Raw genomic sequence first — 25,131 nt, 5'->3', positions numbered from 1 at the left:
TCTCCATTCAAATCGGGTTACCCCTCATGCTGTCAATTGTTCCTCGCTTAACTCCACCTAGATTCGCCATTTGGACAATTTACAATATCGCCTACCCAATAGATATCCACCTCCCCTCGTACTCATTCCTGTTTCCGAAAAGTATACCATGTTTCCCGCTCAACCATCCAGTTGCACGTTATGGTTTGGAACAAGGTTACAGTATAATGTTCACAAATTAGTCTTTATGTATGTTAGTTACTTTATATAATATGTTTGGTATTACCTTATAATGTGATAATCTTCACATGTTTAGTATAGTCCAATTTATAAAAATACTACCCTTTAATTTAGGGTAGTAAACATGCATAATCACCCTGATCCACTCCTATTTTGTGTCTTTCAATTAGGGACAATTCCGGCCGTTTACATAAGATACATCTATATACGCAGCAAAGAGCCCGCAGGATGCAAATACCTTTCCGGTATACATCTTTACGGGCTCCTGTATTCTTTCTATACGAGTGCTTTGGCAGCAATGTCTGTCCGCTGATGTTTACCATCAAACCGGATACGCTCCGCCTGTGCATAGGCTTTGTTTCTAGCTTCGGCAATATCCGCACCAAGGCCAACTACGCCCAGGATTCGTCCACCATTCGTAACCCAGTCTCCCGCTTCACTACGCGCTGTACCTGCGTGGAATACCACGGCGTCATCTACTTGGTCCAGTCCTTCAATGACTACACCTTTGGCATAAGGCCCCGGATAACCTCCTGAAGCAAGCACTACACATACCGCGGCTTCATCGCTCCATTCAATCTCAATGTCCGCCAGTTTGCCATGAACAGTTGCCCAGAAGATATCGAACAAGTCGCTCTTTAGACGTGGCAAAACGACCTGTGTCTCGGGATCACCGAAACGTGCGTTGAACTCAATGGTTTTGGGTTTGCCATCCGGTGATATCATCAGCCCGGCAAACAATACACCCTGGAACGGACGTCCCTCGGATACCATCGCTTTAGCCGTTGGTTTGATGATCGTCTCCACGGCTTCCTCAATAATCGATGCTGGGATATGTGGCAATGGTGAGTATGTACCCATACCGCCTGTGTTTGGCCCCTGATCATTGTCGAATACAGGTTTGTGATCCTGTGCTGCGGCCATCGGACGAACCGTCTCTCCATCGACAAAGGCCAGAATGGACATTTCCTGCCCTGCGAGGAATTCCTCGATGATGACTTTGGCTCCCGCTTCACCAAATACCTTCTCCACCATGATGCTATGCAGAGCCTGTTCAGCCTCATCACGGGAATAAGCTACTGTCACACCTTTGCCCGCTGCCAGTCCATCTGCCTTGATAACAACCGGAATTGCTTGTTCATTCAGGTATGCTTGAGCCTGTTCGTAATTGTCGAATTTCTCATAGGCTGCGGTTGGAATGTTGTATTTGTGCAGCAGATCCTTCATGAACGTTTTACTTCCTTCGATCTCTGCTGCATTACGACGAGGTCCAAATACCGGAATACCTGTCGAATCAAATGCATCCACGATTCCATCCGCGAGCGGATCATCCGGACCAATAACTACTAAACCCACTCTAAGCTCTACAGCAAGAGCCGTCAGTTTATCGAATTCATTTACCGCAATGGCATGACACTCAGCCAGCTGAGCAATACCTGCATTTCCCGGTGCACAGTGAATCTTGTCTACCTTTGGACTCTTCGCCAGTGCCCAGATAATTGCATGCTCCCGGCCGCCGCCGCCTACTACCAAAATATCCATTCGCTTTGTTCCCCTCCGTGCATAACTGGATTTATTACGCTTTTGCGTGTTGAAAAAAACTAAAAAAGAGGGGGTGTACCATAAGTCATTAGCATGACAGGTGACACCCCTTATTAAACCTTTTTCGTTCTAGTGTTTGAAGTGACGAACGCCTGTGAAGACCATGGCAATTCCGTATTCATTGGCTACTTTGATGGATTCTTCATCTTTGATCGAACCACCCGGTTGAATCACTGCTGTAATTCCGGCTTTTGCTGCCAGTTCCAGCGTATCACCCATTGGGAAGAACGCATCGGATGCCAGAATAGCACCTTTTGCTTGTTCGCCCGCTTGTTCAATCGCAATTTTGGCTGCACCCACACGATTCATTTGTCCAGCGCCCACACCTACCGTCATATCATTCGCAGCAAGTACAATCGCATTTGATTTCACGTGTTTAACTACTTTCCAGCCAAACAAGAGCTGTTTCAGTTCTTCTTCCGATGGCGCACGATCGGTTACCACGTTCAGCTCGCTCGCTTCAATGGAGTGAACATCGGACTGTTGCACGATCATGCCGCCGTCGATAGACGTTACCACGAATTGGCTCTCCCGTTTACGAGCAGCATTCAACTCACCCGTTTTGAGCAAACGAATATTTTTCTTCTTCGTCAGGATATCGAGAGCCTCTTGTGTAAAGTCAGGGGCAAGTACGATTTCCAGGAAAATCTCGCTCAATTTGCCTGCTGTATCGCTGTCGATAATGCGGTTCGCTGCCACAATGCCACCAAAGATAGATGTTGGATCTGCAGCATATGCTTTGCTGTAAGCTTCATAGATACTTACGCCAATGCCCACGCCACATGGATTCATATGTTTAACCGCGACAACGGCAGGTTCTTCAAACTCTTTGACAATCTGCAATGCTGCGTTCGCATCGTTAATGTTATTGTAAGACAACTCTTTGCCATGCAATTGCTCGGCTGTTGTCAATGTATCTTGAGCAGCTAGCGGTTTACGGTAGAAAGCCGCCTGTTGGTGTGGATTTTCGCCGTAACGCAAATCCTGAAGTTTTTCGTAAGTAACCGTCAGACGCTCTGGCAACGGATCACCATTTACGTTGGACAGGTAGTCGGAGATGAGTGCATCGTAAGCCGCCGTATGACGGAACACTTTTGCCGCAAGCCGTTTGCGAGTTTCGAGAGTGGTATCTCCATCGTTTCGCACTTCCTCCAGCACTTGGCTGTAATCAGATGCGTCTACAACGACACTGACAAAGGCATGGTTTTTGGCAGCAGAACGAAGCATGGTAGGACCACCAATATCGATGTTCTCGATGGCATCTTCGTATGCTACATCCGGTTTCGCAATAGTCTCTTGGAATGGATACAGGTTCACAACAACCAGATCGATATAGCCAAGACCGAGTTCTTCCATCTGGCGTGTGTGCTCTTCGTTATCACGCACAGCCAGCAACCCACTATGAACTGCCGGATGCAATGTTTTGACACGCCCGTCCATGATTTCCGGAAATCCGGTCACATCCGAGATTCCGATGACAGGTACGCCTTCCTTCGACAATAGGCTGCTTGTACCTCCTGTCGAAATAATCTCCACACCCATTTGCGACAGCTCGCGGCAAAAGTCCACGATGCCCGTTTTATCCGATACGCTAACCAGCGCTCTTTTGATACTCACAATATGCTCCTCCTTTAATGTCCCATGGCTTCGCGTTTCCTGACGAAACACAGCCGATTTATTTCCCGAGAAATATCACAAAATGCGTACCAATATTCGACTTCTGTTATACAGTTGATAAATAGATTTTCACACTAACACACTACGAGTCCAGAATAATCTTTCGATCGCTGTTATTCCTAGATTTTTTTGATTCCCTTTTCTTAAAGGAAAAATCCGGTGATAAAGACGAAGCCTATGCTTCCGATGCAGCTTTCTTTCAGAAAGCTTTTAGCTTCGCTTCTACAGCTTATTTCTGTCCTCTTCGTTAATGTGTGAAACAGTTTAAAACTATATTAAACCGGTTTGTTAACAGTAACATGACGCCCTTCTAACTGAACCAGACCTTGAGCGAACCAGGATACCACTTCAGGGTAAAGCTGCTGTTCAGCCGCATGAATGGAACGGCTGATTGATTCAGCAGTATCTCCTGGCAAAATAGGAACGGGATGCTGGGCAATAATCGGTCCGGTATCCATGCCACCGTCCACAAAGTGCACCGTCACACCCGTAACTTTCACACCATATTCGAGAGCCTGTCCAATCGCATCCTTACCTGCAAATGCCGGTAGCAAGGACGGATGAATGTTAATCAACCGTCCTGCGTAACGATCTACCATAACTGAAGTCAGCAATCTCATATATCCCGCAAGAACGACCAAGTCGATCTTGCGGGATTCAAGAACTTCCACGATCTCTGCCTCATAGGCTTCACGTGAAGCATAATTTTTCGGAGTAAACAGGTGACAGTCCACGCCTGCATCCTGTGCCCGCTGCACAACGCGTGCAGAAGGTTTATCACATACGAGCAGATCTACGGATGCATCCAGCCCACCGTTTCGTACTGCATCGACCAATGACTGAAAGTTAGACCCTTCACCCGAGGCAAATACAGCTATGCGGTAGTTCGCCATTAAACATTCGCTCCCGTGAAGGTTACTCGCGCATCTCCTTCAGTAACACGGCCAATGATGTACGCTTCTTCACCAGATGCTTTCAGTTGTTGCAGTGCTTCCGTTGCGTCTGCTTCATTAACGACCAGTACAAGCCCAACACCCATGTTAAATGTGGTGAACATATCACGGTTCGAGACAGCACCCTTTTCCTGTAACAGGTTGAAGATCGGCAGGATCGGCCAAGAGCCGTAGTCAATATCCACATTCACGTTGCTCGGCAACATACGTGGGATATTCTCAATAAAGCCACCACCTGTAATGTGTGCCATGCCTTTTACTTTTACCTTTTCCAGCAGGGACAACAGGGGTTTAACATAGATCTTTGTAGGTTCCAGCAGGGAATCACCCAGCTTACCGCCGAGTTCCGCTACTTCATCATGCAGATCAAGTCCCGCATCTTCCAACAACAGTCTGCGTACCAGCGAGAATCCGTTACTATGCACACCGCTGGACGCAAGTCCAATCACTGTATCGCCAGGGGCGATGGTTGTACCGTTGATGATCTTCGCTTTGTCCACGATGCCCACCGTGAATCCGGCAATATCGTATTCGCCTTCACTGTACATGCCCGGCATCTCCGCCGTTTCGCCACCGATCAGCGCACAGCCAGACTGATGACAACCTTCAGCGATGCCCGAAACAATAGCTTCGATTTTCTCAGGAATGACTTTGTCACATGCCAGATAGTCAAGGAAGAAGAGTGGTTCTGCACCCTGTACCACAATGTCATTCACACACATCGCTACCGCGTCGATTCCGATGGTATCGTGACGGTCCATGGCAAATGCAATTTTCAGCTTGGTGCCTACGCCGTCTGTACCGGATACAAGCACCGGCTCATCGTATTTATCTTTGTTCAAACCGAACAGGGCACCGAATCCACCCAGATCCGTCATCACTTCCGGACGGAAGGTACGCTTCACGTGTTTTTTCATCCGTTCAACCGCTTCATTACCTGCCGCGATATCGACGCCGGCCTTTTTATATGCTTCAGACAAGTGGAATCATCTCCTTTTTTTTCGCCCCACCTAAATCCTCCCGCCCGGGAGGACCCCATAGGACCTTGGCAGGCCCTCTGGACACCCGCCAAAAAAGCGGTGCAGAGGTGGCTGGTGTGATCTTGCTATGGTTGATTCGTGCGTGATCTCGCGGGATTGTTCGCCGATTCCGTTGGCTGCAAGCCATCGGTCGGCGAACCCCGCTCAGCTACGCTGCGGGGCAAGCCCGCTGGGCAGCTGCTTCGCCTGGCTGCCTAGCCCCTATTGCTCCGCAAAGCGGGGCTTAAGGGCTCGGGCTAGGCCCGGGGGCAGCTGGCTTCGCACTGCTGCCTGGGCCCCTGTTGCTCCGCAATGCGGGGCTTTACAACTAACAGCTACAGCCGAATTTTTCTTCGCCGTTGAAGTCGAGGCGGGTTGGGTAATCATGATCAAAACATGCGAGACATAGTCCGCCTTTAGGATCATCCTGATTATCTCCCTGAATCGATGCAATCAGTCCATCAGGACTGAGGAACTCCAGGGAGTCCGCATTAATTTCACGGCAAATTTCTTCAACCGACAACTGTGAAGCAATTAATTCACGGCTGTCAGGCGTATCAATACCGTAGAAACACGGATTTTTGAAAGGTGGTGATGTAATGCGCACATGAACCTCGGTAGCTCCTGCATCACGCAGCATGTTCACGATCCGACGAGAGGTTGTTCCCCGTACGATGGAGTCGTCAATCATGACCACACGTTTGCCTTCCACAACGCGACGCACAGCGCTCAGCTTCATCTTCACGCCCTGCTCCCGCAGTTCCTGGCTCGGTTGGATAAACGTACGTCCAGTGTATTTATTTTTGATCATACCCATCTCATACGGAATACCTGTCTGTTCAGCGTATCCAATTGCTGCCGAGATGCTGGAATCTGGTACCCCCGTAACCAAGTCCGCATCCACAAACGACTCAATCGCCATCCGGCTTCCCATCCGTTTACGGGCCGCATGCTGGTTCGTACCATTCATATCACTATCCGGACGAGCAAAATAAATATATTCCATCGCGCATAATGCCTTGCGGTGTTTGTGATGATCAAAACGATCCTCGTGCAAACCATCGGCATCCAGCACAAGCAGTTCACCCGGTTCAATATCACGAATTAACTCTGCGCCGATTGTTTCCAGTGCACACGTCTCAGATGCAAACAGATACGCATCCCCGAGCTTGCCCATCGTGAGCGGACGAAGTCCGTGTGGATCGGAAGCCACGAGCAACTTGTCATTGGTCATGATCAGAAATGCATAACCGCCAACAATGCGCTGGAATGCCTCTTTTGCCGCTTCCACAAGCCCTTTGGAGGATCGTGCAATCAGATGCGCAATGACCTCAGTATCACTCGTTGTTTGGAAAATGGAACCGCTCTGCTCCAGCTCGCGCCGGATCGTTGGTGCATTCACAATGTTACCGTTGGTTGCTACTGCAAGATCACCATCACGGTATTTGAATACCAATGGCTGTGCGTTCGTCAGTTTACTGTCACCACTTGTTGAATACCGGACATGTCCAATGGAAATATCCCCGGTCAACGTCTGCATCAGGTCTTTGGTGAACACTTCCTTCACCAGACCCATGCCGCGATGATAGTTAAACTGGCTGCCATCACTCACACACATGCCTGCACTTTCTTCGCCCCGATGTTGCAGCGCATGCAGTCCATAATAGGAGAGCGAAGCCGCGTCAGGGTGTCTGAACACCCCGAACACGCCGCATTCTTCCTTCAATTTGTCGAGTCCTTCCTTGCCGGACCCTTCATTATAATAATCGCCTGTCCACAACGGTCCTGTCGTCAGTTCATGAGACATGGAATCGCATCCTCCCAGACCTGAGCCAAACCTCCTACAGGTTCGCTCACGGCTGATGTTCCGTTCAATTCAATCGTCAGGTTACTTCCTTCTACACGTCCAATCACAGCTACAGGTACACCACGCTCACGTACAAATGCTTCAAGTTTACCCGCTTGCTCTGGCGTAGCCGACAACAAGATACGGGATTGGCTCTCACTGAATAGGGCGTGATCTGCACGCAGTGCAGTCTCGACATTCACCTGTGCTCCTACGTTACCACTGATACAAGACTCTGCGAGTGCAACAGCCAAGCCGCCTTCAGACAAGTCATGTGCCGAGCGAACGAGACCGGATTGAATAGCTTCCAGCACGGTTCCGAGCAACGCTTTTTCCGTTTGCAAGTTCAGTTCTGGTGGACGACCTTCCGTCTGACCATGAACCGCGTATTGCAGCTCGCTGCCACCCAGCTCAGCTTTCGTTTCACCGAGGAGGATGATAACATCACCTTCGGATTTGAATGATTGTGTCGTGATATGATCCGTATCATGAACAAGACCTACCATACCTACAACTGGCGTTGGATAGATGGAGCCTTTGGCGTTTTCGTTATACAGACTTACGTTACCACCGATAACCGGCGTATCCAGCACACGGCAAGCTTCCGCCATACCGTCTACCGCTTTCTCCATTTGCCAGAAAATATCCGGCTTCTCCGGGTTACCGAAGTTCAGGTTGTCCGTAATTGCCAGCGGCTCTGCACCAGAACATACAATGTTACGCGCTGCTTCACTTACGGCAATCCGTCCACCAACTTCAGGATCAAGATACACATACCGTCCATTACAGTCCGTTGTCATTGCGAGGCCTTTGCGTGTTCCACGAATCGTGACTACGGCTGCATCCGAACCTGGACGAACGGCAGTGCTTGTACGCACCATGTAGTCGTATTGGTCATACACCCATTTTTTACTTGCTACTGTTGGTGAAGCCAGTACTTGTTTCAATGCTCCGCCGAGATCAGACACTTCGTCGTAACGAAGCGTGTCGATGGAAGCACTTTGCTCGTAGTAGGCAGGTACAGAAGATGGTTTGTCATACACTGGACATTCGTCAACCAAAGCCGTTACAGGCATATCTCCGACCACTTCGCCGTGGTGGATCAATTTCAAACGACCGTCATCCGTTACTTTACCGACTTTGGCACAGATTACGCCCCAACGTTCAAAGATTTCCATCGCCTGCGCCTCATCCTTCGGCTCAACAACGAACAACATCCGTTCTTGGGACTCGGACAACATCATCTCGTAAGGTGTCATGCCTTCTTCACGCTGTGGCACCTGATCCAGATACAATTCCAGACCGTTACCCGCTTTACTTGCCATCTCTGCACTCGAACATGTCAGTCCCGCAGCGCCCATATCCTGAATTCCGAGCACGATACCCGTGTCAATCAATTCCAGACAGGATTCCATTACCAGTTTCTCCATAAATGGATCACCAACCTGAACCGCTGTCCGTTGGGACTCGGATTCTTCCGTCAGTTCAACCGATGCAAAGGTTGCTCCATGAATACCATCACGGCCTGTTGGTGGCCCTACATAATACACAGGGTTACCTACACCTTTAGCTACGCCGCGCTGGATCTTGTCATGATCAATCAGACCCACACACATAGCGTTAACCAGCGGATTGCCTTCATAGCTCTCATCAAACATCACTTCGCCACCAACGGTAGGAATACCGATACAGTTACCGTATCCAGCAATACCTGATACAACATGTTCGAACAAATATTTAACGCGATCGCTCTCCAACTTGCCAAAACGAAGGGAGTTCAGTATTGCTACCGGTCTTGCACCCATGGAGAAAATATCACGGATAATGCCGCCCACACCTGTTGCCGCACCTTGATAAGGCTCAACTGCGGAAGGATGGTTATGGCTTTCAATTTTGAATACAACAGCCTGGTTATCACCGATATCCACGATACCGGCACCTTCACCAGGTCCCATCAGGACACGTGGTCCAGTGGTTGGGAAACGGCGCAGTAATGGCTTGGAGTTTTTATAAGCACAGTGCTCGGACCACATTACACTGAACACACCAATTTCCGTGTAGTTTGGCTTGCGCCCCATGAACTCACAGATCAGCGCATACTCGCTGTCAGATACGCCCATTTGTGCGTAAAGTTTATGTTCTGCGACCTGTTCTGCTGTCGGTTCCTTAGCGGATAACTGCTGCGTCATGCCGATCCCTCCATGCTTTCAAAATAGATGTAAACATACGTTTGCCGTCTTCCGAACCAAACAGTGAATCCACTGCACGCTCTGGATGCGGCATCATGCCGACCACGTTTCCAGCCTCATTACAGACTCCCGCGATATCACCCAGGGAACCGTTCGGGTTGTTGCCATACGTAAATACGATCTGGTTGTTCGCTTGCAGACTCGCAAGTGTCTCCTCGTCGCAATAATAGTTGCCTTCGCCGTGAGCAATCGGGATGATAATCTCTTCGCCGGGTGCATAGTCACGTGTAAATGGTGTATCCGCGTTTGCCACTTTCAATACTGTATCGTGACAACGGAATTTCAGGGAAGTGTTGCGGATCAATGCACCTGGAAGCAATCCAGCTTCGGTCAGGATCTGGAATCCGTTGCAAATACCCAAAATATATTTACCTTGTTCAGCAGCTTTCGCTACCTCGTTCATTACCGGTGCAAAGCGGGAAATAGCTCCGCAGCGCAAGTAGTCACCATAAGAGAAACCACCCGGAACTAAAATACAATCATAAGCCGATAGATCTGTAGCCGTGTGCCATACATAATCAACCTCTTGCCCAATCGCATCTTCCACTGCCTTGTAACAGTCGATGTCGCAGTTGGAGCCAGGGAACACAAGAACTGCAAATTTCATGAGATTAACCCTCCAATTCGTAGCGGTAATCTTCAACAACGGTGTTGGCCAGCAGCTTTTCACACATGACTTTCAAACGTTTCTCCGCATCCGCACGATCTGTTGTATCCAGGTTCAATTCCATGACTTTACCGATCCGTACACTTTCCACTTCATTGAATCCCATGGAGTGCAGGGCTCCTTGAACAGCTACGCCTTGCGGGTCGAGTACGCTTTGCTTAATAGTGACATATACGGTTGCTTTGATCATGATCCTTATGTTCCTCCTCAGTAATGAACGGGATAAATGCTTTACGCTGTTAAAAAAGTGACTTGGGGCGCTTGCTCCGGGGCGGATTGTTCTTCCGGTCGCTTGTTGTCCCCAGGTTTTTTGATTATTTTGAACCGCTGTGCGGTCAAAACCCGGGGACAAAGGCGAACGCTATCGCTCCTTTAAGAACAATTCCGCCCCTCCGCTAGTCCATGCGACATTTTTTAAAGGCCTCAACCTTTTACGTTGCACGGTGGGTAATGGTCTAGCCTGACCATTACTTGAAACAATTAATGGTCTTTAAGTTACTTTAGTAATTAGTGAATTTAATTCTCTTAATTTTTCAGGCTTCCCCTACCTATGGGAAGCCACCGCTCTTAATGCCTCACCCACCAGTTTGAACACTGGCGTAGGGAAAGATTTGAGCTAGAGAAACGAAGTGCTCGCCTTTGCAACCGGAATGTTTCCTTTTGAAAAAAGGATTCCAATCAAAATATTCCGGGGGCAACAGCGATCGAAAGCCAAACTTTCTCGTAGCCCGCTCAAACGTTAAACTTTATTATTTCGTTAAACGGTTATAAATATCGACGTATCTTGCGGTTGTTGTCTCTACTACCTCTTGTGGGAGTGGATCGGGTTTGCTGTTCTTGTCCCAATCGGTTCCGGCAAGGTAGGTGCGCACTGGCTCTTTATCCATGCTGTCGATCTCGATGTCGAGTTCATAATTCTCTTTGGCCCAGAAGCGAGAAGCATCTGGGGTGAAGATTTCGTCAATTAGGATGACCTTGCCGTCCACGATACCGAACTCGAATTTGCAGTCTGCCAGAATGATGCCACGCTGATCACAGTAATCACGGGCGAATTCGTACAGTCGCAGGCTTTTTTCTTGTAGCTCAACTGCGAGTGCGTCTCCCACCAGTTCTTTCATGCGATCCATTGGGATGTCTTCATCATGACCAACATCGTTTTTGGCTGCCGGGGTGAAAATGGGAACTTCGAGCTTAGCGTTCTTGCGAAGTCCATCAGGCAGCTTAATCCCATTCACTTCACCGCTTGTCTCATATTGTCTCCATCCACCACCAGTGATGTATCCACGTACGACACACTCAATATCAATGCGTTCCGCTTTGCGAGTTACCATGATGCGGTCTTTGAGCAATTCAGGGTCTGTGATGATATCACCCAGTTGATTTACATCAGTATGAACGACGTGGTTCTCCATCATGTCTCCTGTCAGTTCAAACCAGAAACTGCTGAGTTTATTCAGTACGTTTCCTTTCTCGGGAACTGCCGGGTCCAGCACGTAATCGAATGCCGAGATTCGGTCAGTTACCACGATTAGAAAATGTTCACCCAGATCGTACAATTCACGTACTTTTCCTTTATATAACAGAGGTGCTTTAACGAGATCTGCCGCAGTGGACAGTGCCATGGGCTCACCTTCTTTCAGGAGATGTAAAGTATACGTCCAATTCCCCTCATCACGCGGGGCCACTCCGAATGCAGAATAACCTTCCGATCGCTGTTATCCCCGGATTTTTCTGATCCCTTTCTCAAGGGGTAAATCCGGTGATAAAGGCGAGCGCTTTGCTTCTTCAGGTTTTTTCTGCCTTCTCCGTTCCAGCGTGAACACATAATCAACCTATACTTTTAGGGAGTAGAATAATTCAAAAACTTAATATATTAGTCGTTCAAGCCGAGCTTTTTGAAGATGGTGTCAACGTGCTTCAGGTGCCATGACGGGTTGAATGCATCTGCGATTTCTTCTTCGTTCAGCACTTCCGTGATTTCCGTTGTGGATTTCACGATATCTTGGAACTGACGTTGCTCTTCCCATGCTTGCATCGCACGTGGTTGAACGGTATCGTACGCTTGCTCGCGGCTGAAACCTTTGTCGATCAGCTTTGTCATGATACGACCGGAGAATGGTACACCGTAAGTACGCTCCATGTTGCGTTTCATGTTTTCAGGGAATACTGTCAGGTTTTTCACGATGTTGCCAAAACGGTTCAGCATGTAGTTCAGCAGCATCGTTGCATCTGGCAGAATGATACGTTCTACGGAAGAATGTGAGATGTCGCGCTCGTGCCAGAGCGTTACGTTCTCGTATGCCGATACCATATGTCCGCGAATGACGCGGGACAGACCAGAGATGTTTTCACTACCAATTGGGTTACGTTTGTGCGGCATCGCAGAAGATCCTTTTTGACCTTTTGCAAAAGCTTCTTCCACTTCACGGAATTCACTCTTCTGCAGTGCACGTACCTCTGTAGCAAACTTGTCCAGGGACGTTGCGATCAACGCCAGTGTAGCCATATATTCCGCATGACGGTCACGTTGCAATGTTTGAGTCGAGATCGGCGCAGGTTTCGTGCCCAACTTCTCGCAGACAAACTCTTCGACAAACGGATCGATGTTCGCGTACGTTCCTACTGCGCCTGAGATTTTGCCGTATTGTACATTGTCTGCTGCATGACGGAAACGCTCCAGGTTCCGTTTCATCTCTTCATGCCACAATGCCATTTTCAGTCCAAATGTTGTTGGCTCTGCATGTACACCGTGCGTACGTCCCATCATAGGTGTGTGCTGATAAGCCAGTGCTTTTTCACGAAGAATTTCAATGAAATTCACGATATCCTTTTCCAGAATCTCATTCGCTTGACGCAGTACATATCCCAAGGCCGTATCTACGACATCTGTGGAAGTCAGTCCGTAGTGCACCCATTTCCGCTCCGCACCCAGACTTTCAGATACCGTACGTGTAAATGCGATAACATCATGACGTGTTTCTTGTTCGATCTCATAGATGCGGTCGATATCAAAAGATGCGTTCTGACGAAGCAGTGCTGCTTCATCCTTAGGGATAACACCCAGTTCAGCCCACGCCTCACATGCACAAATTTCAACTTCCAGCCATGATTGGAATTTGTTCTCTTCCGTCCAGATGGCTCTCATTTCGGGTCTGCTATAACGTTCAATCATGAATTTGTATTCCTCCAGAGATTAGTTTGTTCAATCCATTGCAATCCTTCTTCAACATCCTGACAGAGCAGATTCACATGCCCCATCTTACGTCCTGTTTTCGCTTCAGTTTTACCATATATGTGAAGCTTGGGAATCACACCGAGTTCTATCGCTTCTGCATCAGGTTGCCCTGTTCTGGCGATAATGCGTTCCAAATGTTCTCCAAGCACATTGACCATAACGACCGGACTCAATAACGAAGTGTCACCGAGTGGTAATCCGCAGATGGCACGGATATGTTGTTCGAACTGAGAAGTCGCACAAGCTTCCATCGTATAGTGACCGGAATTATGTGGTCTTGGCGCCAGTTCGTTGACGTACAGCCTTCCATCCGCCGCTACAAACAGTTCCACAGCAAGCAACCCCACAGCTTTCATCGATTCTGCCACCGCGGCTGCCAGCTTTTGAGCTTCAATCTGGATGTCTGCAGCAACTCTAGCGGGTACGATTGACGCATGCAAAATGTTGTTCACATGAATGTTCTCCGCTGGCGGGAACGTCTTGATCTCCCCATTTGTACTACGCGCTACAACGACCGATATTTCGCATTCAAACTTGATGAATTGTTCCAACACCAGTTCCGCACCAGTAGCTGCAAGTTCTTCGTATGCCGCAACAGCCTGACTTGCTTCCCGGATCACCCGTTGACCTTTGCCATCGTAGCCTCCAGTCACCGTCTTCAGTACGCAGGGCACTCCAAGTTCGCTTACAGCAGCAAGCATCGTATCCGCACTTGTGATCTCACGATAAGGCGCGACTCTTACTCCAGCAGCTTCAATCGCCCGTTTTTCACGCAATCGATGTTGTGTGGTGTACAATAACGCACTTCCTTGTGGAACGTAGGACTCCCGTTCGAGCAACGCAGCGACTTCTGCATCCACATTTTCGAATTCATACGTAATGACATCGCATTGCCGAGCCAGTTCAAGTGCAGCTTTGGCATCGTCATAACCTGCTTCAATCTGACGAGCAACTTGACCACAAGGTGCATCCACAGCTGGATCAAGAGTAATGAATCGATACCCCATTGCCGTTCCTGCGAGTGTCATCATGCGTCCGAGCTGTCCGCCTCCAAGAATGCCGATGGTTGTCTTCCCTGGCAGCAGGACATGCTGTACTTCTCCTGCCGTACCGGATTGATTCCCTGTACTACTCATAGTTCTTCACTGCTTTCGAGTACTTCTTGTTTGATGCGCTCTCTTCGAGCTTCAGAGCGACGTTGGACATCCGGGTCAAAAGCACCGATCATCTGAGCTGCCAGCAATCCTGCATTGGTTGCCCCTGCCTTGCCAATCGCCACAGTTGCGACGGGAATACCACCAGGCATCTGAACAATGGACAACAAGGAATCGAGACCGTTCAATGCTTTGGATTGAACCGGAACACCAATGACCGGAAGCATCGTTTTGGCTGCAACCATACCGGGTAGATGTGCCGCCCCGCCTGCGCCTGCAATGATCACCTTGAATCCTCGATCAATTGCCTGCTCTGCGTATTCGAACATCAAATCCGGTGTACGATGGGCTGAGACAACCTTTTTCTCATAACCAATCTCCAGTTCATCCAGAACCTCGCACGCATGCTTCATCGTTTCCCAATCCGACTTGCTGCCCATAATTACAGCGACTTGCAGTGACATGAATACATCCAACTCCCGTCTGAGCTTTTTTGATTACATCTGGTATTAATGAATTCTTTTAACGTTTGAAATGAAAAAATCCGCTACCCTCGAAAACATCACATTTTCTTCGGACACCGGACTCCAAGAAATACGTATCCCTCATTTGGGCATGCCAAAAGGGGGCTTGCTGTCCGCATCTGGTTGCATGCGACTCTCAGCCGTATCTCCTCGTAGTCCGGAAATTTACGGTTCCCGGGTAGATACTTCCGGGCCCTATTCCCGGCGTTATACGAGCAAATATCTATTCAAACCATCTTCATTCGTTTTGTAATATCTTGTTACACAATTCGTTCCTACTCGACCTTATTCTTACCTGATCGACACATCTAACATTCTAACAATCCCCTACAGCTAATGTCAACTTAAAGACGAACATTTAACATATTGACAAATATAATGTTCGGGAATTGCTTCATTAAATTCGCTTAGTCATCCATTTCATCCCATAAAAGAAAGCCGGCTCCTCTTCAATCTCTCGAAGACAACCGGCTTCCTGCTCTTTCGTGTGTACACACTTCATCCATTATTTTACGATCAGTACTGGAACCTGAGCATGCTGCACTACATTATGACTGACACTACCCAGGACAAATTCCCTAATTCCACCCAGTCCGCGGCTACCAATAATAATGATATCAGAATCATTTTCTTTGGCAAAATCAAGCAGCACTTCCGCAGCCGCTCCTTGAATCAAGTCCACGTTGGCCGTTACACCCGCAGCCTGGATTCGCTCTTTCGCTTCATCCGTTGTCTGCACCGCCAGATTGTAATAGTCATTATTAAGTGAAGGTGGCAGTGGAGCCAACCCCTCACCAATGAATACACGCGGGAAATCAAAAGCATGAATAACATCCAATACAGCATCCGGGGACACTTTAGCTAACTCAATCGCACGATCGAGTGCTTTATTTGAAGCTTTGGAACCATCATAAGCCACTAATATTTTGGAAAATAACATGTGAATCCCGTCCCTTCCTTTATATGTAGAGCACGCGAAGCAAGCTTCGGTCTGACATCCAATAAACTAACAGAACCATATTACTCCTTAAACGTTCCGGAGCTACTATGAACCATTCATACGAATGAATTTACATATCAGACAAATTAACGATACACCTTCACTTCAGCGTAAGCCTAGTTAGATATCTCCAATCCTACAATTTAAAAACAGAAGGAATGGTTACGTACGTGTTCCATGTGTTCATTGAATAAAGTAACCATAGATTACGGCATTCAGGAACAACAACAACGGAATGCCAATGGTGAAGCTGGGATGTTTGGTTTTATGCCTTTTCCGATACATCGCGATCCAGACTCCCAAAGCACCGCCAATAAACGCAAGCAAGAATAACGTCCGTTCAGGTGTACGATCACGACGTTGCTGTGCACGCCTCTTATCATCTGACATCACCAGATAACCAACTACATTAATAAATAGAAACCACAATATAAGTCCGGTTTGCATATAATTCTAGCGATCCCCCTATCCCGGGACATCTCCCTGTCTCCATTATAATCCTCAACCGAGACTTGTTCAACGCACCGGAAGGGAACCGCAAGTTTCTGTAAGGACGCTAACCTCACTCTGACTCTAGGACTCCTGTTTGGGAATACCGTTCAGGCTTGGCGCTCTTTTGGCAGCTTTGTCCGGACGCACAGCGATACTCTCTTCCCGAATACTGTCTTTGTTTTGCTGGTTATGGATTTTCTCTGGTTTGTTATGCGGCATATAGGTATCACCTCCTTGGCTTACGTTGCCTGAAAACGGAGGATCTTATACGACTTCACATAGATGAGTAGAGAAAAGTTATAATCAGTCCCTTTGGAGTAAATGAGTACACCGTTCGCATGGCTCGTACCGCACGAGGTAAGATCTCAACTACCTCAAGCGTGTTACTCCCCTTTTTTCTCCATAGCCGCCTTCAGCAGATCGCCCAGATTGGAGCCAATCGACTCTTGCTTCGCATACTGTTTCACTAATTTTTGCTGATCGCGTTTGTTCACATGCTGTTTGTCCTTATCCAATGTTTCTGTAATACCACAAGGCAGACATTGCACGTATAACCCCGCCTTGCCTTCTTTGATTTCCATCTTTTTGTGGCACTGCGCACAACGACGGTTGGACAGTCTTTTCTCTGCCGAACGACGATAACCGCAGTCCTCGGTAGGACATACAAGGAATTTTCCACGCTTGCCTTTCTTCTCCAACAACCGTGCGTTACAGTCCGGGCAATGACTATTCGACACATTATGTGGCTTGTACTCCGCCTTGCTGCCTTTTACCGTAGACACCAGTTCTTTCGCCATGGAACGGATACTATCCAGGAATGGTCCCGGTTTCCCTTGCCCACGGGCAATCCGCTCCAGTTCAGCTTCCCAGCGGGCGGTCAGATCCGGTGAACGAAGCTGCGGGGCAGCCAGTTCAATCAACTGCTTTCCTTTACCGGTTGGATGCATGCTGTTGCCTTGACGATCTATTGTATCGGAACTGACCAGTTTCTCGATAATATCCGCACGTGTCGCCGGAGTGCCCAGTCCATGCTTCTCCATTTGGGAAAGCAAAGCAGCTTCGGTATACCGTTTGGGCGGCATCGTCCGTCCACTTTTAATATGACAACGCTGAACCGTTACCGACTGTCCTTGCTGCACATCTGGCAAAAGCGCACGCTCATGGTCGGATGTATCGTCAGCCCGGTCATCGTCATCATCGCTGTAATCGCCGCCGTATACTTCACGCCATCCACTTTCTTTTACCGTTGTACCTTTGACATGGAAAGAGTCGTTCCCCACCTGAACCGTGATCGCAACCGAATCGTACTTCGCTGCCGGGTAGAACAGGCTGATAAAACGACGTACGATCAGATCGTACAATTTGCGTTCCTCTGGATTCAATTGATTCAGAAGCACTGTTTGCTCCGTCGGGATAATCGCATGGTGATCAGTCACTTTGCTGTCATCCACAATACGTTTGGTGATATTCAGATTTTTGCGCAGCAAAGGACGTGCCAGAGACGCATAAGACCCAATGGCTACACTATCAAGCCGTTCTTTCAACGTAGCTGTCATGTCCGAAGTGAGGTATCGACTGTCTGTACGCGGATACGTCACAAGCTTGTGCTGTTCATACAGACGTTGCAGGACATTTGATGTTTGCTTCGCAGAGAAACCATACTTCCGGTTGGCATCCCTTTGCAGTTCCGTCAGATCATATGCCAGTGGATGCGGCTCAACCTTCTCGCTTTTCTTCACTTGGGCAATCGTACCCTTACGGCCGTCTACCCGTTTCTTCAATTCCTGCGTTTCCTGAGGGTCAAAGATTCGCGAATCTCCCCCAGTTGCCCGCCACACAGCCTGAAAATCTCCCAAATCTGCCGTTAACGTCTCATACTCCTGCGAGCGGAAACCGTTAATTTCGTTTTCCCTGTCCATAATCATGCCCAAGGTCGGGGTTTGTACACGTCCAGCAGACAACTGCGCATTGAAACGAACGGTTAATGCACGGGTCACGTTAAGTCCGATCATCCAGTCAGCTTCCGCCCGGCAACGCGCAGATTCATAGAGACGGTCGAACTGACTTCCTGGCTTCAGCGATGCGAATCCGTCTTTAATCGCCTTATCTGTCTGGGATGAAATCCACAGGCGTTTAAAAGGTTTTTTCCACTGAGCCATCTGCATGATCCAACGTGCCAGTAATTCTCCCTCACGTGCCGCATCCGTCGCAATGACCAGCTCACCTACATCCTGACGCTTCATCAGCTGCTGCACCGCTTTATATTGATGGTTGGTCTCTTTAAGCACCTTCAGTTTCGTACGTTCTGGCAGAATGGGCAGGTCCTCCAGATTCCATGTTGCATACTTCTTGTCGTAATCCTCCGGTTCAGCTAATCCAACCAGATGTCCAAGTGCCCAGGTAACGATATATTTCGGGCCCTCCATATAACTTTTATGTTTATCACGCGCCCCCATTACTCTGGCTATTTCGCGTGCTACAGATGGTTTTTCTGCGAGTACCAATGTCTTCACTTCATATCTCTTCCTCTCTGTAATGCCTTATGTCTCTTCTATTCCTATCTTTTCATTATATCATTTCATGGTAAAGGTATGCTCTGTCATGTCTCTTTTCTAAATCCACTTGCATCATGTAACTCATGTTTAATCACGATGTCGCATGCATGTCACTTTTCATTACACAAAGTGATTTGATAGTTTTCCTGAGTACACGGAATTAGAAGCATCAATAAGTATTAGCACTGTACAGCATTGATGTATACGTTTTTTTGGATAAATATAAACATTGTAAGTTTACCTAACATAACTATACAATGTGTCAAAAGCATAGAAACAGAATCGCTGCTAAAACACATCAATGAGACACAGGAAGGGAGCGTGGATGCATGACTTATCATGGATCTGTATTGAAAAAAAGTGGGGCTTTGTTATTGGCGGGAGCTGTTGTTGCCACAACATGGGGAGGAACGGTGCCTTCGGCATCAGCCGCAACGGCAACGCCTACGAGTAAAACAACAGTTGCTGCGGTATCCAAAGGCAAAGCGCCTGCTACTCCGGCAGCATTTGTTCAGGCTATGGAAGAAGCGGCTACACTTGCAGGTGTTCCTTTCACCATGGATAAGCTGTCTGGCACAACCGTACAACGTAAAGATGCTGCGGTCGCCTTGCAACAATGGCTCGAACTTGATTCGACTTCCGAATCATTCAAGGATGTCCCGGATGAAGCCACTTTCGCAGGTGCTGTTGGTGCACTGAATACTGCGGGGTTGATGAAAGGTTATACGGAATCCCTCTTCCTTCCAAACGCTGTACTTACGGAGAATGACCTCTCCATATTGAAAGATCGCATTTATAACTACATAAAACCGTTTGTGCTGGAGGAAGCAACCATCATGGATCTCCAGGCCGCAATGACGCAAGGAAAACTGACATCAAAAGAACTGGTTCAGAAATATCTGGACCGCATTGAAAAATACGATGATCAAGGTGTAAGCATCAATGCCGTATTAACTCTGAACCCGGATGCACTCAAAATCGCGGAGCAATTGGATGAAGAACGTGCAGCTCAAGGTGCTCGTGGACCTCTGCATGGCGTTCCGATTCTGGTCAAAGATAACTTTGATACCAATGACATGCCTACAACCGCAGGCTGTATCTGTCTGAAAGACTCCGTCCCTGCTCACGATGCTGAACAAGTGAAGAAACTCAAAGCAGCTGGCGCCATTATTTTGGGCAAAACGAACCTGCATGAATTCGCATTTGGCATCACGACATCCAGCTCATTGGGTGGACAAACACTGAATCCTTACGCCCTGGATCACTATCCAGGTGGCTCAAGCGGTGGAACAGGTGCAGCCATTGCATCAAACTTTGCTGCAGCCGGCATGGGTACAGACACTGGCGGTTCGATCCGAATCCCATCCAGCTTCAACAGCCTTGTGGGTATCCGCCCAACCATCGGACTGTCCAGCCGTGAAGGCATTATCCCACTGGCTTTGACACAGGATGTAGGTGGACCTATGGCTCGTACGGTTAGTGACGCTGCAATCATGTTGGATGCTACAGCCGGATATGACAAAAAGGATGTTGCTACAGCTTACGCGGTAGGAAAAATCCCTTCCAGCTATACAGACTTCTTGGATGTAAACGGACTGAAAGGTGCACGTATCGGTGTGGCCACAGAACTCATCCCAAGTACCAAAGCTGAAGAAAAAGCCGTTGCTGACGTGATCAACACCGCTCTGGAAGAACTGAAGACACTGGGCGCTACCGCAGTTCCCATTTCCATCCCGAACTTAACTGAGATCAATAAATATCCAAGCCTTAGTGGATATGAATTCAAGTTCCAGCTGAATGACTATCTGGACTCATTGGGTGCAGATGCTCCATATCACAGTCTGTCCGAGATCATCGCTTCTGGAGAGTTCGACAAATCTCAAGAGCAATCCATGAAGACTCGGGATGCACGCCAAACGTTGGAAACTACCGAATACAAGGACATCGTCCTGAAACGTACCCAAGTTACACGTGAGTCCCTGCTGAAAGTTATGGCAGACAATAACCTGGATGCCATCATCTATCCTACGTCCACGCAAGCCGCTGGCGTGATCGGTGAGGGTCAAACATCCGGTGGTAACAACCGTCTGAGTCCATTCTCCGGCTTCCCGGCGATCACTGTACCTGCCGGTTTCACAACCGATGGTTTACCCGTAGGTATGGAATTCCTGGGTCGTGCCTTTGATGAAGGTACCTTGATCAAGCTCGCTTATAGCTACGAACAAGGAACTCATCACCGCCAAGCTCCTAAGCTTACGCCGTAAAATGTTTATAGGGTTAATATAAGTTTGAACCACAAAAGTACACCTCGTTCATGTAATCCATGAATGAAGTGTACTTTTATTAAGTTTCCTCTGTTATACAATTAAAAATTGATCTTACCATCCTTTGTCGAATACAATAAATAGGATGGGATTCTAATTTTTATTACCATAGGAGGTTCAAATGAGGTATCCAAAGTGGAGTATTTTCATTATTATTCTGATTCTCAGTTTATCACCGTTCACTACGTCACTAGCAAACGCAGCTTCAAGTTCAAGCAAATATGAATGGGCCAAACCATCTGTTGAATTTATGGCATCTCATAATGCCATGCAGAGCTTTAAGCAAGAAGAGAAGAATTTAAGCAAGAATGTGTCAAAAGCAGAACTTACTCATATGATTCATCTCTTATTCAAAGAGTTCCGAGTAGATAGTAGTACAAATGTAGAAATTCCTGGTGTTCCTGCAAAAAGTACATATTATCCAATTTTTAGAGACGTATACGGAAGTATACCTAGTAATCCCTCAGGATTAATTGCAGCAGCAGATACAATCAATTACCACAATGAGACGTTTACATATCAACCCAACAAGGTATTATCTCGCTGGGACTTATTAATTACACTAAATACTCTTTTTCCGGATATCGGTCACTCCGTCGATGAAATGTCAGAGAAAGAAGCACTCACCAAGCTGCAAAAATTCAAGGATATTCCTAAAAGATATTTTAATTCCTATGATACTTATGAAAAATGGAAATATGCTTACCAGCCATTAGCACCCGAATTTGGCTTTATTAAATCCAAAAATGATAATCACTTAGGTTCCGACCTTGATTATGTAAAACGTGATGCTCTGCTCGGATTCTCTCAGTTGGGCATGATGAATTCTAATTCAAAAGGATACTTTTATCCGAATCAAAAGGTAACTTTAGCCGAAACGGCAGTGATTCTGCATCGGATTTATAAGTACTATGGTGGAACAGGTTATAAATATCAGCCATCTAAGGATGAACTAATTCCGAATGGAACTCTTACCTACTTCTATAAAAATCAAGTAAGCGGGCTGGGTATGACGGATGACTTCGCTTTGGTTAATGCGGATGACTCTCCAGTGTTGTATCTTGCGATTAAAGCTACTGAACCAGTAGACCTTAAGATCACTTTGAACGGTGAAAGCATCACTTATCCCTATGAGCGACTAAACGTTCTCAATGCACCAGTTATCATACCATTTGACGGTGCGTACTATGCCGAATTTTATCCCATCTTGAGAAGGACAGGCAAATTGGTTGGAGACCATGAGGCTATCGGAGAATTAGAATCTTATGATGAAATAAATTTACAATATTTTTTCTCTGATCATTGGACCGACTTTAATGAATTTGATATGCTTTGGGAGGATTAAACATTAAGGGTATGACTCGATCACTTGAGTCATACCCTTATTATCTTGTCTTTGACAGACACCTATCAACGATTTATCTTTGATAGGGTTGAGCAAAACTACATTCAAGCCGCTCTTAGCGGTTGGCTATTCCTTATCACACTTGCTCATCGACACTTTATTACGATTACTCCTTGTCGGGTACACCCCATTTAAGAACCAGACCGGAATAGGTCAGTCCTCCTCCAAAACCGAACAGCGTAACATGTTGTCCATACTTCAACTTCCCTTCATCCACTGCAAGCTGTAAAGCAAGCGGAATAGAAGCAGCAGATGTGTTCCCACGATACTCGACACTGGTTAAAGTACGTTCCAAAGGAACTGGACCACGTTCGCAAACAGCTTCAATCATTCTCATGTTGGCACTATGCGGGACAAACCAGTCAATCTGCTCAGGGCTTAATTCAGCTTTCGTTATAAGTTTACCCAATTGCTCTGGAATCGTACGTACAGCCCACTTATAGATCTCTCGGCCATTTTGAACTAAACAACCTTCACCCTGTAAAGGCACACCATTCATCTCTGAAGACAAGCCACTCTTATAGAGATGTACACCGCCATCTCCATTCGTACCTGATATGGCTGCCATAAAGTCACCTTCAGCACCCGCTGATCTTTCCACCAAGAAGGCTCCCGCTCCGTCACCAAACAACACACAAGTCGTGCGGTCTGTGTAATCCGTAATTTTGGATAATGTCTCTGCTCCAATAACCAATACTTTGCGGTACATTCCACTGGTCACCAGACTGTCCGCTAGCTGTAGCCCATAGGTAAAACCTGCGCATGCAGCATTTAAATCCAGTACACCAGTGTGTTGAATCTTAAGATTAGCCTGTACTCTGGATGCGGTACTTGGAAAAGCATATTCAGGTGTACTTGTAGCCACAAGGATCATATCCACATCTTCTACACTTACTTGGTATCGGCGTATCATATCTTCCACAGCCTTGGTAGCCAGGTCAGATACAAACTGATCTTCAGCTGCAATTCGCCGTTCTCTCATACCTGTACGCTGTACAATCCACTCGTCACTTGTCTCGACCAACTTCTCCAGATCAGCATTCGTTAATATTCGATCCGGTACATACGTCCCCATTGCCGTGATGGTTGCCTTTGATTGATGATTCATACCGGTAGTCACCTCATTTGTTTTTTATCATTATAGCACTAAGTATTAGTACTTGGTACTAATTTTAAAAAAATATTTATGATGATTCTTTCGTCAGTTGTTAATTGTAAGTGATCTCTTCATCCTATTACCCAGAGTAATACAAACTATCGCATGCATTTTTGATGAAAAATGGTGGATATCTCCTGATTAACATGAAGAATGTCTTAATTAAATGCGTTTTCTATAGACAGCTCATTGCAACAGGAGGAAAATAAGCAGATTGCCCTACATCACTAAAGAATAGAGATGATCTATACCCATGAAAAAAGAATTAAATATCCTTGCCATTTCCGGAAGTCTGCGCAACAATCCTCCAATACGTTACTAATGCACGCCATGATTAAGCTGGCTACGCCTAACCTTAAGTTTGAAGTATATGATGGATTAAATGATCTGCCGCATTTTAACCCTGACATCGATGTCGAGGAGGGTCCAGTGTCCGTACAGAACTTGAGAGCCCAACTTAAGCATTCGGACGGTGTCCTTATCTGCACGCCAGAGTATGGAAATGGCGTTCCTGGGGTCTTAAAAAACGCACTAGATTGGGTTGTATCTTCTGGAGAATGGCTCAATAAACCCACCATTGCCATCACTGCTTCCCCAAGCCCCATGGGAGGTGACAAAGCCCTTGCTTCCTTGTTGCTTACACTAAACATGATTAATGCACACGTTCTACAGGAGGGCTGCTTAACCATTCCTCACATTACATTGAAAATGAACAAACAAGGCGTCATCACTGATTCGGAAACCCAGCATGCATTGCAGAACTCCCTTACGATCCTTGGGGAGGCTTGCAACCTGAAAGGCTAGACAGACGTTGCACTTAAATCGATGATAGAGAAATGAACAATTTAAAGTTATTTAGCATTCTCATAAATATTGAAATAAAAAAAAAGCCTGGTGGATAACCAGGGCTGTTAAGATTTATATAAGCATTTAAGAGAAATGAAAAAGACACACTCGATATCATCAAGTGTGTCTACATATTGCTTGGCGGCGTCCTACTCTCCCAGGACCCTGCGGTCCAAGTACCATCGGCGCTAGAGGGCTTAACGGTCGT

20 protein-coding genes and 1 riboswitch are annotated in these 25,131 nt (G+C 47.2%); of the genes, 3 read left to right on the top strand and 17 right to left on the bottom strand.

The window, feature by feature from the left end:
* Nucleotides 1-495 precede the first annotated feature (495 nt).
* The 16 genes from purD to HF638_RS26320 form a co-directional block, all read right to left on the bottom strand.
* Nucleotides 496-1,761: a phosphoribosylamine--glycine ligase gene (purD, locus tag HF638_RS26395; RefSeq protein ID WP_169482948.1), complete on the bottom strand. Its 1,266-nt coding sequence runs from the start codon at nucleotides 1,759-1,761 to the stop codon at nucleotides 496-498.
* A 129-nt stretch (nucleotides 1,762-1,890) separates the two neighbouring features.
* Complete coding sequence (gene purH / locus HF638_RS26390) at nucleotides 1,891-3,438, bottom strand: bifunctional phosphoribosylaminoimidazolecarboxamide formyltransferase/IMP cyclohydrolase (protein WP_169482947.1); 1,548 nt, start codon at nucleotides 3,436-3,438, stop codon at nucleotides 1,891-1,893.
* A 335-nt stretch (nucleotides 3,439-3,773) separates the two neighbouring features.
* Nucleotides 3,774-4,391, bottom strand: a complete 618-nt coding sequence (gene purN, locus HF638_RS26385) for a phosphoribosylglycinamide formyltransferase (protein ID WP_169482946.1) — start codon at nucleotides 4,389-4,391, stop codon at nucleotides 3,774-3,776.
* On the bottom strand, nucleotides 4,391-5,431 hold the full coding sequence (purM, locus tag HF638_RS26380; RefSeq protein ID WP_169482945.1) for a phosphoribosylformylglycinamidine cyclo-ligase: 1,041 nt from the start codon (nucleotides 5,429-5,431) through the stop codon (nucleotides 4,391-4,393). The genes purN and purM overlap by 1 nt, the downstream gene beginning before the upstream one ends.
* Nucleotides 5,432-5,798: 367 nt before the next feature.
* Complete coding sequence (gene purF, locus HF638_RS26375; RefSeq protein ID WP_017690692.1) at nucleotides 5,799-7,277, bottom strand: amidophosphoribosyltransferase; 1,479 nt, start codon at nucleotides 7,275-7,277, stop codon at nucleotides 5,799-5,801.
* Nucleotides 7,262-9,505, bottom strand: a complete 2,244-nt coding sequence (gene purL, locus HF638_RS26370) for a phosphoribosylformylglycinamidine synthase subunit PurL (protein ID WP_169482944.1) — start codon at nucleotides 9,503-9,505, stop codon at nucleotides 7,262-7,264. Before purL ends, purF begins: the two co-directional genes overlap by 16 nt.
* Entirely contained in the window at nucleotides 9,483-10,172 is a 690-nt protein-coding gene (gene purQ / locus HF638_RS26365) for a phosphoribosylformylglycinamidine synthase subunit PurQ (RefSeq protein WP_169482943.1), read from the bottom strand. The genes purL and purQ overlap by 23 nt, the downstream gene beginning before the upstream one ends.
* A 4-nt stretch (nucleotides 10,173-10,176) precedes the next feature.
* The gene (gene purS, locus HF638_RS26360) at nucleotides 10,177-10,422 is read right to left on the bottom strand and encodes a phosphoribosylformylglycinamidine synthase subunit PurS (protein WP_169482942.1); all 246 of its coding nucleotides are present in this window, start codon (nucleotides 10,420-10,422) and stop codon (nucleotides 10,177-10,179) included.
* Nucleotides 10,423-10,981: 559 nt separating this feature from the next.
* Nucleotides 10,982-11,854 carry a phosphoribosylaminoimidazolesuccinocarboxamide synthase gene (locus HF638_RS26355; RefSeq protein WP_169482941.1) on the bottom strand — a complete coding sequence of 291 codons (873 nt, stop codon included), beginning with the start codon at nucleotides 11,852-11,854 and terminating at the stop codon, nucleotides 10,982-10,984.
* 251 nt (nucleotides 11,855-12,105) lie between these two features.
* A complete protein-coding gene (purB, locus tag HF638_RS26350; protein ID WP_169482940.1) occupies nucleotides 12,106-13,404 on the bottom strand; it encodes an adenylosuccinate lyase in 1,299 nt (432 codons plus the stop codon).
* Nucleotides 13,401-14,603 carry a 5-(carboxyamino)imidazole ribonucleotide synthase gene (purK, locus tag HF638_RS26345; protein WP_248278281.1) on the bottom strand — a complete coding sequence of 401 codons (1,203 nt, stop codon included), beginning with the start codon at nucleotides 14,601-14,603 and terminating at the stop codon, nucleotides 13,401-13,403. Before purK ends, purB begins: the two co-directional genes overlap by 4 nt.
* Nucleotides 14,600-15,085, bottom strand: coding sequence for a 5-(carboxyamino)imidazole ribonucleotide mutase (purE, locus tag HF638_RS26340; RefSeq protein ID WP_017690699.1), 486 nt, complete (start codon nucleotides 15,083-15,085; stop codon nucleotides 14,600-14,602). Before purE ends, purK begins: the two co-directional genes overlap by 4 nt.
* 193 nt (nucleotides 15,086-15,278) lie before the next feature.
* Nucleotides 15,279-15,380, bottom strand: a riboswitch (purine riboswitch).
* 270 nt (nucleotides 15,381-15,650) lie between these two features.
* Nucleotides 15,651-16,085, bottom strand: a complete 435-nt coding sequence (locus HF638_RS26335) for a universal stress protein (RefSeq protein ID WP_062836206.1) — start codon at nucleotides 16,083-16,085, stop codon at nucleotides 15,651-15,653.
* 243 nt (nucleotides 16,086-16,328) lie between these two features.
* Nucleotides 16,329-16,592 carry a DUF1294 domain-containing protein gene (locus HF638_RS26330; protein ID WP_017690702.1) on the bottom strand — a complete coding sequence of 88 codons (264 nt, stop codon included), beginning with the start codon at nucleotides 16,590-16,592 and terminating at the stop codon, nucleotides 16,329-16,331.
* Between the two features lie 126 nt (nucleotides 16,593-16,718).
* Entirely contained in the window at nucleotides 16,719-16,856 is a 138-nt protein-coding gene (locus tag HF638_RS26325) for a hypothetical protein (protein ID WP_017690703.1), read from the bottom strand.
* Nucleotides 16,857-17,020: 164 nt separating this feature from the next.
* Nucleotides 17,021-19,150, bottom strand: coding sequence for a DNA topoisomerase 3 (locus HF638_RS26320; RefSeq protein WP_169482939.1), 2,130 nt, complete (start codon nucleotides 19,148-19,150; stop codon nucleotides 17,021-17,023).
* Between the two features lie 371 nt (nucleotides 19,151-19,521).
* Here HF638_RS26320 and HF638_RS26315 point away from each other — a divergent pair, with 371 nt between their 5' ends.
* Both HF638_RS26315 and HF638_RS26310 read left to right on the top strand, forming a co-directional pair.
* On the top strand, nucleotides 19,522-21,456 hold the full coding sequence (locus HF638_RS26315; protein WP_169482938.1) for an amidase family protein: 1,935 nt from the start codon (nucleotides 19,522-19,524) through the stop codon (nucleotides 21,454-21,456).
* A gap of 181 nt (nucleotides 21,457-21,637) precedes the next feature.
* A complete protein-coding gene (locus HF638_RS26310; RefSeq protein WP_169482937.1) occupies nucleotides 21,638-22,861 on the top strand; it encodes a hypothetical protein in 1,224 nt (407 codons plus the stop codon).
* Between the two features lie 166 nt (nucleotides 22,862-23,027).
* Here HF638_RS26310 and HF638_RS26305 read toward each other — a convergent pair whose 3' ends face one another.
* Nucleotides 23,028-24,029 carry a ketoacyl-ACP synthase III gene (locus tag HF638_RS26305; RefSeq protein WP_169482936.1) on the bottom strand — a complete coding sequence of 334 codons (1,002 nt, stop codon included), beginning with the start codon at nucleotides 24,027-24,029 and terminating at the stop codon, nucleotides 23,028-23,030.
* Nucleotides 24,030-24,317: 288 nt separating this feature from the next.
* On the opposite strand from HF638_RS26305, the gene HF638_RS26300 reads away from it, so the two are divergent.
* Nucleotides 24,318-24,881, top strand: coding sequence for an NADPH-dependent FMN reductase (locus tag HF638_RS26300; protein WP_348982169.1), 564 nt, complete (start codon nucleotides 24,318-24,320; stop codon nucleotides 24,879-24,881).
* Nucleotides 24,882-25,131 lie beyond the last annotated feature (250 nt).

The organism is Paenibacillus sp. SZ31 (genome assembly GCF_012912005.1).
GTDB lineage: Bacteria > Bacillota > Bacilli > Paenibacillales > Paenibacillaceae > Paenibacillus.
This window is presented reverse-complemented; position numbering and strand designations above follow the sequence as displayed.